The sequence below is a fragment of the Geomonas oryzae genome (assembly GCF_004117875.1).
Classification (GTDB): Bacteria; Desulfobacterota; Desulfuromonadia; order Geobacterales; family Geobacteraceae; genus Geomonas; species Geomonas oryzae.
In genome coordinates, this window is record NZ_RAHW01000007.1 from 236440 (window position 1) to 250352 (window position 13913).

General features: G+C 54.4%; 12 protein-coding genes. 4 read left to right on the top strand and 8 right to left on the bottom strand.

All coding sequences use genetic code 11. The features are described from left to right. Positions 1–71 precede the first annotated feature (71 nt). Together D6Z24_RS17890 and D6Z24_RS17895 are read left to right on the top strand one after the other, a co-directional pair. Positions 72–1145, top strand: a complete 1074-nt coding sequence (locus D6Z24_RS17890; RefSeq protein ID WP_129127977.1) for a glycosyltransferase WbsX family protein — start codon at positions 72–74, stop codon at positions 1143–1145. Then, positions 1142–2326, top strand: coding sequence for a glycosyltransferase family 4 protein (locus tag D6Z24_RS17895; RefSeq protein ID WP_162605180.1), 1185 nt, complete (start codon positions 1142–1144; stop codon positions 2324–2326). Before D6Z24_RS17890 ends, D6Z24_RS17895 begins: the two co-directional genes overlap by 4 nt. Here the strand turns inward: D6Z24_RS17895 and D6Z24_RS17900 are convergent. The 8 genes from D6Z24_RS17900 to D6Z24_RS17935 form a co-directional block, all read right to left on the bottom strand. Then, positions 2323–3876: an alginate O-acetyltransferase AlgX-related protein gene (locus D6Z24_RS17900; RefSeq protein WP_129127979.1), complete on the bottom strand. Its 1554-nt coding sequence runs from the start codon at positions 3874–3876 to the stop codon at positions 2323–2325. The genes D6Z24_RS17895 and D6Z24_RS17900 overlap by 4 nt on opposite strands. A gap of 5 nt (positions 3877–3881) precedes the next feature. Continuing rightward, positions 3882–5345: an MBOAT family O-acyltransferase gene (locus D6Z24_RS17905; RefSeq protein WP_129127980.1), complete on the bottom strand. Its 1464-nt coding sequence runs from the start codon at positions 5343–5345 to the stop codon at positions 3882–3884. Positions 5346–5348: 3 nt separating this feature from the next. Continuing rightward, on the bottom strand, positions 5349–5579 hold the full coding sequence (locus D6Z24_RS17910) for an acyl carrier protein (RefSeq protein ID WP_129127981.1): 231 nt from the start codon (positions 5577–5579) through the stop codon (positions 5349–5351). A gap of 2 nt (positions 5580–5581) precedes the next feature. Next, positions 5582–7204: an AMP-binding protein gene (locus D6Z24_RS17915; protein ID WP_129127982.1), complete on the bottom strand. Its 1623-nt coding sequence runs from the start codon at positions 7202–7204 to the stop codon at positions 5582–5584. 358 nt (positions 7205–7562) lie between these two features. Further along, complete coding sequence (locus D6Z24_RS17920; RefSeq protein ID WP_129128063.1) at positions 7563–7847, bottom strand: type II toxin-antitoxin system RelE family toxin; 285 nt, start codon at positions 7845–7847, stop codon at positions 7563–7565. Beyond that, complete coding sequence (locus tag D6Z24_RS17925) at positions 7837–8082, bottom strand: type II toxin-antitoxin system Phd/YefM family antitoxin (RefSeq protein ID WP_129127983.1); 246 nt, start codon at positions 8080–8082, stop codon at positions 7837–7839. Before D6Z24_RS17925 ends, D6Z24_RS17920 begins: the two co-directional genes overlap by 11 nt. A 797-nt stretch (positions 8083–8879) precedes the next feature. Further along, positions 8880–9524: a hypothetical protein gene (locus tag D6Z24_RS17930; RefSeq protein WP_129127984.1), complete on the bottom strand. Its 645-nt coding sequence runs from the start codon at positions 9522–9524 to the stop codon at positions 8880–8882. Positions 9525–9865: 341 nt separating this feature from the next. Then, positions 9866–10618 (bottom strand): hypothetical protein, encoded by a 753-nt coding sequence (locus D6Z24_RS17935; RefSeq protein WP_129127985.1) that lies wholly within the window; start codon positions 10616–10618, stop codon positions 9866–9868. Between the two features lie 550 nt (positions 10619–11168). Here D6Z24_RS17935 and D6Z24_RS17940 point away from each other — a divergent pair. After that, the gene (locus D6Z24_RS17940) at positions 11169–12977 is read left to right on the top strand and encodes a tetratricopeptide repeat protein (RefSeq protein ID WP_129127986.1); all 1809 of its coding nucleotides are present in this window, start codon (positions 11169–11171) and stop codon (positions 12975–12977) included. A gap of 72 nt (positions 12978–13049) precedes the next feature. After that, positions 13050–13733 (top strand): hypothetical protein, encoded by a 684-nt coding sequence (locus tag D6Z24_RS17945; protein WP_129127987.1) that lies wholly within the window; start codon positions 13050–13052, stop codon positions 13731–13733. Positions 13734–13913 lie beyond the last annotated feature (180 nt).

Here is a 13913-nt window from a genome sequence, read left to right on the forward strand (position 1 = left end):
TGCTATTATGCCCTTCTGTTTTCCGTAGCTAAATGACCATACGCACCATCCCGAACACGCCCGGACCCTCTATGAAAGCACGCGGCATCGCCTTTTACCTCCCACAGTTCCACCGCATCCCTGAAAACGATGCTTGGTGGGGCGAGGGGTTCACCGAATGGACCAACGTACGAAAGGCCCGCGCCCTATTCCCCGGACATCTGCAGCCACGCGTCCCCGGGGAGTTGGGATACTACAGTCTGCTCGACGAGGGGACTCGCGCGGCACAGGCGGAACTTGCCCGCGCCCACGGCTTGGCCGGCTTTTGCTATTGGCACTACTGGTTCGCTGGTAAGCGCCTGCTAGAGCGCCCATTTCAGGAGGTCTTAAAATCCGGAAAACCGAACTTTCCGTTCTGCCTGGGATGGGCAAACGAATCCTGGACCGGTGTCTGGCATGGCGCACCGGGGCGGATTCTCCAGGAGCAGACGTATCCGGGTGTGGACGACGAAGAGAGGCATTTCAACACCCTTGTCGAAGCCTTTTTTGACCACCGTTACCTAACCGTGGAAGGGAAACCGATCTTCTACGTCTACAAGCCGCGCCAACTTCCCGAACCGAAGCGCTTCGTGGAACACTGGCAGACCCTGGCGCTCAAGGCAGGGCTCAAAGGAATCTACTTCATAGGCGAAGACGTTTACTTGGACGATGATCCATGGGACCCGCGTGAATCGGGTTTCGATGCCATGGCTCCAAACGCTCCTGGGGTCGGACTGATCCGTTTGGCCCAAAAACCCACGGCAAGACGGATGCTTTCCCTTGCCCTGCGCAAGCTCGTGCCCCGCCCATACGTCTTCGATTACCGCGAATATGTCGACACCTGTCATGTTTCGAACCCGGATGGCTACGACCTGTTCCCCACCGTTTTGCCCAACTGGGACAATTCACCCCGCGCCGGCGTCAATGGCAAGGTGCTCACCAACTCGACCCCGCAGCTTTTCCGCACCCAATTGCACCGCGCAGTGGAGCAGGTTGCTGGGCGGGAGCCGGACAAGAGGATAGTTTTCTTGAAGTCATGGAACGAGTGGGCGGAGGGAAACTTTTTAGAGCCGGACCAGCAGTTCGGTACGGCGTATCTCGAAGTTTGCAGAGAGGAACTGGCATGAAGATACTGGTCCTAGCCCCCTTCCTCCCCTTTCCGCTTGACCAGGGAGGGAAGATCCGCATCTTCAACATCTTGCAGCATCTTGCCCAAAGTCACTCCGTAACCCTTGCAGCGACTTTAGATGACAAAGCTGTTGCTGCTGAGGCAGGACCACTCCGGGAACTTTGTGACGAAGTTCTCCTATTCGAAAGGCCCGCTAAACTTTGGCCGGATCGCTTTGCTTTTTTCACTCAGTCCTCTCCCTACAACGTTATCCGCTTTCGCTGCGAAGAAATGCGGAAGGCCTTAAAAGAGCTCCACCGGCAGCGACGCTATGACGTAGTCCTGGTTGAGTTCAGTTTGATGTGGCAGTATGCCGATATCTTCACCTCATGCCCTGTCGTACTTGATGCCCACAACATCGAATACAAAAACGTGGAGCAGATTGGCATGTCCACTTCTGGCTTGTTTTGGAAGGCGATGTATCACATTGAAAAGAAGCGACTACGGGCTATTGAGGAGCGTGCTTGGCGCGAGTGTAGCCTGTGCTTTACCGTCTCAAACAAGGAGCAGGGAGAGATATCTGCGTTCCTTGGCGGGAATGATAAGGTGATAACGGCCGCAAATGGAGTGGATCTGGACCGGTTCTCTTTCCAGCCCCACAGGGAGGACAAGAAAATCCTTTTCCTCGGTGGCATGGACTACGCCCCTAACTTGGATGCGGCGCGTTATTTTCTGGGTGAGATCTTGCCTCTCATCCAAGAAAGAGAACCGGATGTAAAAGTGCTGCTTGTGGGCAGGGAGCTGCACAGGCTCGGCACGCTCTCCACTCTGCCGGGTGTTGAATGCCATGAAAGCGTACCAGACGTGCTTCCCTGGTTCTATGAGGCGAAGGTGCTGGCCGTTCCGCTGCGCATTGGGGCTGGAACCAGAATCAAGGTATTAGAGGCGATGGCTGCTGGTCTTCCAGTTGTGGCCACGCCAAAAGGGTATGAGGGGATAGCAGCGAGAGATGGCTTTGAGGTGCTGGAGGCAGTTGCACCTGCGAATTTTGCTGCATCGGTGGTGAAGATTTTAAATGATCCAATTTTATCAGAACAACTTGCTGTTAACGCACAACAACTAGTCGCTGAACGCTACACATGGCGTGCCGCAGCCGATATCATTTCAAAGGCTTGCGAAAATATTTCGAATAGAGGCTAGCCACCACAGGGTATTGCAATAATTTTTTCGATATTATAAATCCCGGGCGCTCCTGCCGGATCAAGACGCAACTGCCCCGCGACATCCACCCCTATCAACGATATGTCCACTTGATTCGATCCTTTGCGGACAGGTACGCTAACTGACTTAGCTTCCGTGTAAGTCCTGTCTTGGCTGGTTTTATAGAACAATTGTAAGAAGCTGTCCACCGGGCTTGAGATACTTACGCGCAGAACCATCCCACCACTGAAGCTGTGATCTTTGATTATTTCAGGTAAAAGAAGTTGAGGGTCTGGGCCTGTTGCCTCGAGTGTCACCACTTTCCCGCTATGGTGTAAAACAACCTGATATAGTGGTTTTATATCTGACAGATTGAGCTCTCGCCCTTTCCCTAAAGTGACAGACTTACGGACAGAACTTGAGATGAGGTATGCCGGAATTCCTGCGCTGAAAACTTCCGCATCATGTTTTGTCAGACGCTCGACTGCTTCTTCTATGACGATACCTGGCTTATGCTGTGCGATGAGTTCTTCCATAGGTGTGCCACTGTTCCAGCGTTCCCAAATAAAATGACTGGCGCTGAAGCTTTCTGCCACAAATGGCACCATGGCAGTAAAGAAGGAGTCACGGAATATAAGTGCACGAGGCAGAGTGTCCTCACCCTTTTTCATTGTGAAAGGATCACGCGGACCTGTTGTTTCACCTACCCTTAATGCTGACAATGGATGTTTAGAAAGAAACTTATAGTCCTCATCCGATAGAAACTCTCTACCTCCTATCATACCGGCCAAGTCGCCGCCCCCGGTTTTCTTCAAACTAATGTCAAAATCGGTAAAAGCTAAAGGTTTCACTGCCGGAAACCACCCCATTATAGGGCGAATCATTTCGCTATAAGCGACAAAGGCTCCATAGTTGTTCCAGTGAGTGTCCGTGCGGAGATAAAGCACGTGCTTTACCTTTTCTGCGAGCAGTCGCTGGCGCAGGTCGACCACTTCAACGTCACTATGTTTTCTGACATAAGCCATGAAGTCATCCAGGCCGGACTGTTCCCTCAACCGATGATACTCCTCCGGGAGGTACTCCGGATAGATGGTACTTTTGTTTGGTGCAATCACGAGCAGATAGCGAATCCCTTGACTCTTCAGCCAATCCCTCTTCAACGCAAGAGCGCGGGTCCACCTCCGAAGTTGATCCTCGTTGTAACGTGTAATGCCGCGGAAATCGTCGACCTCTCCCCCGCCAGTGTAGTAAAGCCACCCCTTTTTGCCGATGATAACTTGGTCAGAAGGGGAAACTCCCAGCAAGCCGTAACGTAAAAGGTGATTGCCTCGCACCAATGCGTTACGAAATCCGAAATTATCATTGTAATAGGCCTGATACATTCGAGGAAATTTTTGAAGCACAGGAAATGACCATTCCAAGCTTGGACGCTTCGACAGTTTCCGGTTTTCCGAATCATTGAATGGATCAAGCCTTACCACTTGCCCAATGAGCGGTGCAAGCAGCAGCAAGTAGAATATGACCAGAATGATGCGAGGGGTTTTCGTCATGGCACCTAAAACCTGAAATATATGAACGGCTTGTAAGTGGAAGAGGCCACAGAGAGTAAACAAAGCAGGAAGACCACAGTCAACGCACCGGCCTCAAAAGCCGCAACAGACCATCCACGCGATAGCGCTGGCAGCAATCGCAAGAACCGCTCACGCAGTAACCGCGTGCTCGGTACGGCAGAAAGTATTGCAATCCCTAACACCAGCAACAGTTCACTATTGAGGTAGAGCGGGACGCTGTAAACTTGACCATGTCCAGAAGCGAAACCAGACATCGCTTTGATGAAACTCAAGGCATCACTCAGGGACTGGCAGCGGAAAAACACCCAGCAAAACATGATCAGGCAAAGCGCATAGGCATGTGACAGAAAAAACGGGGCTTTTTTAAGAACTTTGTTCAGCTTCCAACTTTCCAGGGCGAGTATGATCCCATGCAAGAGCCCCCAGACAACGTAGTTCCAAGTTGCCCCATGCCACCACCCGCAAAGGGTGAAGACCACGATGATGCAGAACATGCTACGGTAATTGGTGCGATATCGACCGAGCGCGATTTTCTGCCTCACCTTTTCCGTCATGAGCGAGTAAAGCAATGGCGTGTAGAGGTAGTCACGAAACCACGTAGAAAGAGACAAGTGCCAGCGGCGCCAGAACTCGGTGATGGATTTAGCTGTATAAGGATAATCAAAATTCTCCCGGAAGCTGAATCCAAGCATCCTTCCAAGCCCGATAGCCATATCGCTGTAACCGGCGAAATCGAAATAGAGTTGCAGCGTGTAGCAGATGATCCCAAGCCACGCGAGCGGTGCGGTCAGTTCCCCAGCATTAATAGCGAAGATTTGGTCGGATGTTTTAGCCAATGTGTCGGCTATTAACAGCTTTTTCCCCATGCCTATGATGAAACGTTTGGCGCCGTAAGCACACTCATCCATGTCAATTTTAGGACACGCTAGGGAGCTCTCCACCTCTTCGTACCGGATGATGGGCCCCGCGCTTATTTTGGGAAAAAGAGAAAGGAACAGAGAAAATTTGAGTGGGTTCGCTAATGCGGCGTGCTTTCGTCTATAGACATCAACAGCGTATGCAATCGCTTGGAAGATAAAAAACGAAATGCCTAATGGAAGATGTACCGGGGCGAGAACTGACGGATTTATCCCCAGATTCGATGTGAACCACTGAAGCAGGACCGGATACTTGAAGGAAAAGAGAAAAAGAAGATTCGCCGTGATCGTGGCAAATAAAGCGGCTAGACGGCGAGATGCCATCTGACAACGGTCCATCGACAAAATGAGCAAATAATTTAGAGCGATGGCAAGACACAGCAGCAAGACATACCGCCCCTCATTCCATGCATAAAAGAAAAGACTGGCTCCGAGCAGAACTGTCGTCCGTACTGCGGGATGACACATCCAGTAAACACACAGGAGAGCAGGCAGGAAGAGGAAAAGAAATACCGGGCCGGTAAAGTCCATGGATTACAGCTTTGCCTCTATAGATCGAATCAAATCACCTACGTTTCGAAACGTCAGAATTTCACCGTGTTGAAACCTGATCCCGAATTTACCTTCCACTGCCACAATAAGATTGATGTGCGAGAGCGAATCCCATCCGTCTATATCATTGGCCGTGGTCTCCGGGGTTATCTGGATGTCATCATCGTCGAACACCACGCAAAACACCTGATTCAAAGTTTCCATCGTTGACATGTTCAAATCTCCAAGGTTGAGGTGTCGCCAATATCAGCACCAGAATAGCGTGCTCTGAGGACCCGGCGCATTATCTTACCGCTCTTGTTTTTCGGAATCCCGTCGCAGAATATAATCTCCTGCGGAGTTGCTATGCTTGAAGCCTTGTTCGAAACATGAAGACGTATTTTCAGTTCTAGGTCCTTAGTGGGTACGACCCCTTCATGAAGATGAACGAAAGCGACAACCTTTTCGTATAGCAGTTCGTCGGGAGCGCCGATGACGCCAGATTCGGCGATTTCATCTATCTCCAACAGAGCGCTTTCAATCTCGAATGGGCTTATGAGGTGTCCTGCCGTGTTGATTACATCATCGCTTCGCCCCATGAACCAATAGTACCCATTGGCGTCGCGGCGCGCAGTGTCACCTGTGTAATAGTACCCGTTCTTGAATTTTGAAGCATAGGCCGACTCGTTGTTCAGGTAGGTGCTGAACATCGAGGGCCATCCAATCTTGATACAAAGATTTCCCTGTTCTCCATCTTTCAGGATGGTGCCGTCGTCGGCTACAATCGCAGGCTCTATCCCCGTGGCGGGCTTCCCCATTGAACCCGGGAATATCTCCATCCCGGGCCGGTTGCATATCATGATCGCGCCAGTTTCCGTCTGAAACCAGGTATCGTAAATGTCCCGGTTCATAACGCGTCGAGACCATGCGATGACTTCCGGATTAAGAGGTTCACCGACACTGTGAATCGATCGAAGCTCTGAGAGATCGGCCGAAGTAAATATCGTTTCATCGCTTCGCATAAGCATGCGTAACGCCGTGGGAGCTGAATACCAAACGGTGACGTGCTCCCGCGCTAAGAGGTCCACCCAGGCCTGTGCGTCAAATCCACCACCGTAATGAATTTGTGTAATTCCAAGACTCCAGGGACCTATGATGCCGTATGACGTCCCCGTAATCCATCCCTGGTCGGCAGTGCACCAATAGATGTCATCATGCCGAAGGCCAAGGACATCCCGAGCTGTACCCATTTGACCTTGTAAGCTCCCGTGACAGTGCAATACTCCCTTCGGCTTGCCGGTTGACCCTGACGTGTACTGTAAAACGGACGGAGTATCGGCAGTAGTCGGTTGCACCTCGTACTCATCACGAGCCGCCGCCGTAAGATCCTTGTAACCGAAAACTCCCCGCTCAGGTTCGCCATCGCCGTCTATAAGTATGATGTACTTCAGCTTGGGCAGCTTGCCCCTGATCCGCATGATCTTTTTAAAAAGGCCTTTGCGGGTTACAATCCCGGCTGCGCCTGAGTCTCCCAAACGATCGAGCAGGGCCTCCTCACCGAAATTGGAAAATAGGGTTCCGCAAATGACTTGTGCTTTGAGAATCCCGAGAAAGGCGAAGAACTGTTCCGGCGTCTTGGGCAGGAATGTGAAGAAGATATCCCCTTTGGTTACACCAAGAGAATCGAGGGCATTGGCAAAACGGTTGCTCTCACGGTCGAGATCATTGAAAGTGAAATCTGTCTTCCCACCGTGCGCGTCGATCCAGCGCATAGCAGTTTTGTTTCCCAGGCCCCTCTCACACTGAAGGGTGGTGCATGCATAAGCTATGTTGCCGTATACCTTGTCTTCGTTTTGCATTTCAAGCACCCAGCACGGTCCTACCAATGAAATTACATCTGAATGTTAGTATCAAAACGCTGGCTAATTAGCAACAAATATGTCTTGACGCCAGGCTCTCAACCTCGCGCTGCAGCAGGTTTGGAACTTGGGGGACGCGATATGAAGAATCGGATCACGCGATGAAAGGCATATTCAAAGGCGATTAACAGGGGGATGAAAGGGATAAAAGCCTTAAACCTATAGAAAGGGGTAAATCCTGGAAGACTCTTCTCACGCCAAGACGCGAAGGCGCAAAGAAAGGCACTAAGCTTTTTCGGGTTGAGGTCATCCCCTTCATCCCTGTTAATCGTTCTTGGCTTTCTTTGCCCCTTCGCGGCTACAATCTCTCGCGGGCCGATCGGTACACCAGATCGTGCTCGCGCTTGCCTACAGCTACGACCATAACCACAATCTTGCCCTCCAATACCTGATACACCAACCGATACCCCAGGCCGCGCAGTTTGACCTTATAACAGCTTTCCATGCACACAAGTTGCGCTGACACGACATGCGGAGACTCCAGCCGCTCGGCCAGGCGCTTTTTGAACTGCTCACGGACTGTACTGTCCAGCTTGCGCCACTCCTTCAAGGCAGATGCCTTGAACTCTAGATCATAGCTCATCAAGCTTGACCTTCACTGACGGTTCGCTCTCCCGCTCCTTCACGAGCCGAACGAGGTCCAGATCATCGAGCTGTTCCATGAGCGCCTCGAAAGCAGCGGCCGGGACAAGATAGGCCGTCGGGCGATTGTGGTTAAGGATGACGACCGGCTCCCCTTGCGATTGGCTGATGATGCCGCTCGGGTTCTTCTTCAGGTCGCTGATACTGACTGATGTGCGGGCGTGGATGCGCTGCATTTTCTCTCCTTCCATACAATTTGGTACCAATTATAGGCCTAAATTTGGTGCGCAACAAGGAGAGATCTGTTCACGCCGAGACGCGAAGGCGCAAAGGCTATTAACAGGGATGAAGAGGATGAAAGGGATAAAGGCGCTTCTCACGCAAAGACGCCAAGACGCAAAGAAAGGCTAAACAACAAAAGATTTGGGTTTAACCCCAAAAGCCTTCTGGTTTTAAGAGCCTCCTTTGCGTCTTTGCGTTGACACCTGCATTTGTTTTAAGGTGCATCCCCTGCATCCCCTTCATCCCTGTTAAATGGTCCGTGCTTTTGACGTTTTCTTACCATCCCGAGCTTGTTCTTCCCGAAATCGAGCTTGATGACGCGACTTCACGCTTGTTTTTGACAAAATCAAGCTTGAAATCGCGCCTGCAAGCTCGAAAACGCTCCGACCAGCCCGTTTTCCGGCAATTTCCCGGCTTTTCAGACCAGAATCGTGCCAACTCCCTCGAAATCACGCTTGAGAGAGCGATAAAACAGAGAAAGAGTCCGATTTTCTCTCGGTGTTCCCGATTTCATGCTTGATCTTGTCAAAATCATGCAAGAAATCGCTCCATCATGCTTGATTTTGCCAAAATCAAACTTGAGAGCGCTCTTGCAAGCTTGTTCTCGCGGAGACACAAAGGAGAGACATGGAAAAAAGCGATCGGGGATGAAGGGGATGAAGGAGATAGAGCGCAGTGAACGGGCGTGAGAAACTGATGGTGGGGAAAATGAAAGGGCCCGCGCTTCGGCACGGGCCCTTTTTGCTCTTTCTCAGGTGGGCATGAAGGGGAAGGGATGTGACCAGGGCCCCGGCCCCGCTTTTGTGATCACCCTCATCCTGAAGAAGTGGTCCACCCCGGCGGCCAGCCCTCCAAGCTCCATCCCGGTGCAGGTTGCGAACACCGCACCGTGCCTCCAGTTGCTCTCAACGGACGGGTCCCCCACCGCGAAGTGAACTTCGAAACTCGCCGCTCCCGCAACGCGCTTCGCCCTTAAAAGGACGGTGCCTCTTTGCGCCCCCTGCTTCATATCAAAGACAGGCACGGTTTCATGGGCGTGCTTCTTGTTCTGGGCCGGGATGGCTTTCGCGACATCGAAACCGGAGGAGGCCAGTTTCTGCACGTCACCCTTTGCGACAAGCATGACGTAAGTCGCCAGCGACCTGAATTCCTCCGCATACTCCTTCTCGCATATCTGGCGCCGTGCGATCTTCGCTTTCTCCCCTCCCAGGCTTTCGAGATGACTGACCTCCAGGTTGTGGGTCACCTCGTTTAAACGAGTAAGCGTGCTGGTGTGCTCAGACCAAGGCTCGGGAAAGAAGGGGTTGTTCGTCATCGCGGCGATGATGACCCTCCCCTTCACGATCCGCGCGGGTATCGGCGCCCGCAAAAAGTCCAGCTTCAACGCATTGACCATGATCACCTCCAAATTAATGACAACCAATCTATCTGCGTGAATACTAGCAGAATGGACAGGCGTGTCAATGGAAAAATGAAAAAAATTTAAGGCCCAATCGAAGGCATGCGCTCGCGCCACGACGCGAAGGGGCAAAGAAAGGCAGAGCTAAAGGCGATTAACAGGGATGAAGGGGATAAAAGGGATAAGGGCTTAAAACCGTTCAAAGGCAAAACCGAAAAGGCTCTCACGCAAAGACGCCGAGGCGCGAAGAAAGACACAACCACAAGCTGGAACGGGTAAATTCCTTAAGACATGGTAAAGGCCCCCGTCGGGAAGCGGGGGCCTTTACTTTCGTCCGGCTACTTGATGTGGCAGGTCAGGCAGATCTGCGAGTCGAGGTTCGGCGAGAGCAGCAGGTAGTTCGTCGCGTTTGCCGCATCGACGTTTTTCTTGTTGTGCACGTCATGGCAGGTGGCACAAGTCATGATCTGCTTGCCCAGGCTGCCGGTGTAAAGACGATCCTTGATCTTGAGGGCGGTATTGCTGAGGTATGTCGCCTCTTTGTTTCGAATCCACTTGTCCTGGCCCGCATCCGATGGGGCAACGGTCGACGGGTCGCCTGTCACGGGGCCCGCGGCGACGCCGCCTTCACTCGCATCGAAGACGAAGCCGATCGGATGGTCGTTGCTGAGGGAGGAGGTCTGGGCGATGCCTGCCTGTCCCCAACCGTCTTTCGCGTTCAGGGTCACCGCGCCGGTTGTGGCATAGTGGGTATCGACGGCCACGGAACCGTCATGGCAACTCATACAAAGCTTGCTGGGCCCTTCCATCATGGTTGCAGCCGAAATGGTGGAGTCGATGGTGGCGGAGGCGTAAGGCTGATAGGTGGTAGTCGCAAGGGTGTGAGACCAGAGCGGCAAGTAATCGCCGGCCGTTGTCGAGGTGAGGGCATGGTGCGGCGTATGACAGAACGCGCATACCCGCCCCTGCGTATCAACGGTGACCCCTGCGTATTTATTCATGTCGTGGATGGAGCCCAGCACCCCTGACCCGGGCGTGGTGCCGGCGATTGCTATGCTCGAGGAAACTGCAACGATACCCAGTGCGGACAACATCATCTTCTTGTTCATGGTTTGCTCTCCTTTTTCATTGGAATGATGAACATTTGATGCGGTTGCTACTACTGCCACCATCACACGCCTACAGCCTGCTCTTCCTCCTTTTCGTTCAGGGACGAAACCAAAGCCTGCAAAGGCCCGGACCGTGGTCGCCTTCCCGTGTTTTGGTTACTAATCGGAGGCTAATGGAAAACATTTAGTAAGATTTGAATTTTTTTCGTGATAAAACAGCACGTTACACGCGCGCCCCGGTGTTTTGACTGAACGAACGCCCTCTCCTTACGCGCCCCCCTCTGGGCGCGGCGGCGGCAGAAAAGCCCGATGGAGCCGCCACCGCATCAACTAAAAGACCGGCCGCCCGCCGTCCGGACACGCCGCCAAATGGCCGGATTTTTTTTTAGCCCCGCCCATAGCCGCCCGACTCGCGAAAAGGGTGCGCGTGACGGGTCTTCGAGGCCCGAAACTTCTTTGGTATACGCTGTTTAAACTGTTCTCCCACCGCCATTTATGCTAGATTACGCGGAAATCTCTCGGAAGGTCCGCCATGATCACCAAACCGTCATCCAGACCGGTGCTCCAACTCCTCATCATCGTGCTGGTCGGAGTATTCGCCTACTCCAACACCTTCCACGTCCCCTTCTTTCTGGATGACGAGACGTCCATTATCAGTAACGGCGTCATCAAGGATCTGCACCGCTTCCTGGGCGGCGAGGGATACGCCTACAATCCCCGCCGGTTCATAGGCTACCTGAGCGTGGCGCTTAACTACCGGTTGGGAGGGCTGGACGTCACCGGCTACCACATCTTCAACCTGGCGGTTCACCTCGTGACGGCCTGCCTGGTCTACGGGCTCACCGCCCTGACGCTGCGCACCCCCTTCTTCGCCGAGCGTGATCCCGATGCGGAGAAGACTGTTTCACCCCGGTCCCTCCTGCCGCTTTTCGCCGCCCTGCTCTTCGTAGCACATCCGCTGCAGACGCAGGCGGTGACCTACATCATCCAGAGGCTCGCTTCACTTGCCACCCTCTTCTTCGTCCTCTCCCTTTTTTGCTACGCGAAGGCGCGCCTGCTGCAGCAGGCGGGGGGGGGAACCCTGCGCTGGAAGCCGGTGCTGCTTCAGCTTTGCGCCCTGGCCGCCGCCGGGTGTGCCATGAAGACGAAGGAGATCGCCTTCACCCTCCCCTTCGTCGTCGTGCTCTACGAGTTCCTCTTCTTCAGGATGAGCGCCGTGAAGAGGCTCCTCTTCATAGCCCCGATGACCTTGATGGTGCTGGTGGTTCCGATAAGCCTCATCGGCTCCGGGCGCCCCATCGGGACCCTCATCGCCGACGTGAACACCCTCACCAGGGTCGAAAGCAACATCTCCCGGCTGGACTACCTCTATACCCAGTTCGCCGTGATCACCACGTACCTGAGGCTTCTCTTTGTCCCGGTGCGCCAGAGCATCGACTACGACTTTCCGGTCTACCACTCCCTCGGCAACGTCCCGGTCGCGCTCTCCCTCCTGCTCCTTCTGGCGCTGCTGCTCCTCTCCCTTTACCTTTTGCGGCGCAGCTCGCACGGCGAGCCCCTGCTTAGGCTTATATCCTTCGGGATCCTCTGGTTCTTCATCACCCTCTCGGTCGAGTCGAGCATCATCCCTATCGCCGACGTGATTTTCGAGCACCGCGTCTACCTCCCCTCGGTCGGCGCCTTCATCGCACTCGCAGCGCTTTTCTCGCTTCTGTCGCGACGGCTCCCGGCGAAGGCGACATGTGCCGTGCTCGGCATGGTGGTGCTCGCCCTTGCCGCCACCACCTACGCACGCAACGCGGTCTGGGGGAGCGAGCTGTCTTTCTGGTCCGATGCGGTCAGCAAGGCCCCCGGCAAGGGGCGCCCGCAGTACAACCTGGCCCTCGCCTTCGACAAGATGAACCGCACCGACGAGGCGCTCGTACACGCCATCGAGGCGGCACGGCTGGCTCCAGGCGAGCCATACGCTTACAACCTCATCGGGAGCATCATGGGAAGAACCGGCAGGGTCGAGCAGGCGGCGGCGGCCCTGACCGAGGCGATCAGGCTCGCGCCGCAGGTCGTCGCCCCTCACATCAACCTGGGGGACATGTACCGGATGTCCGGACTGACCGACCAGGCCCTGGAGCAGTACCAGATCGCTCTCAGGCTGGACCCGGCGAATCCGGACATCTACTACAAGATCGGCGTGGTCCAAGCGGGGATAAACGACCTGGACAAGGCGGTCATCTTCTTTCAGTGCGCGGCGAGCATCGCCCCGGGGCGCCCGGATTACCGCAGGGCCCTGGACGGGGCACGCTCCATGCTGGAGCGAAAACAGGCGATGACCCGGAACCGCTGACAGTTTCGGAGCGGCTGTATGGACAGCCGCCCATGTAACACCGGCAATATGAAATGAGTAAGGAGACAAGGTATGAAAAAACGGATGGTAGCAGCAGCGAGCATGTCAGTTGGCGTCATGGCACTTTTCCAGGCGGGATGCACCACGGTATCCAAGCCTGCGGCTAAACCGGCGGCAGACCCCGCCGCGGCCCAAAATGCGCCGCAGCCCGCCGATTACGAAGTGCGCGCGCTCTCCGGCAAGGTCGCGGAGAGCATGTACGTGGCCGGGTACACCTACCTCAAGGTGGAGAAGGACGGCAAGGCCACCTGGGCCGCGGTAAGCGGTGATCCGAAGGTGGAGGTGGGCAAGGAAGTTGAAGTCAAGAAGGGGATGGTGCTGAAGAACTTCACCAGCAAGTCGCTGAACCGCAAGTTCGACGAGATCATCTTCTCGGATGGGCTCGTGGCGCATGACCAGGCTCCTCCGATCTCCATGCAGGCGATCGGCGGCAAGGTGGCCGAAACCATGGATGCCGGCGGGTACAGCTACGCGCGCCTCGAGAAGGACGGCAAGAGCGTCTGGGTTGCGCTGCCGATCATGCAGTTGAAGGTCGGGCAGGAGATCGAGATCGAGAACGCGATGCCGATGAACTCCTTCAGCAGCAAGAGCCTGAACCGCACCTTCGACGTCATCTATTTCGCCTCCGGCATCAAGGGCGGCCAGCCTGCGGGCGGCCAGACCATGCCCCCGGGGCACCCGCCGATCGGCAAATAGTTACAGGCAACACCGTTGCATGAAAGAGGGGACGAGCAATCGTCCCCTCTTTTTTTGTGCCGCGGCGGAGACCAAGGCAAATCCGCCCCGTCCCCCTTCGCAAAGTGTGTGGGGTGGGGGACGTTATGCCTACTGCTTCGCTTTGTGGAGGCGACCAACTTGATGTCCCGGAATTTCAGG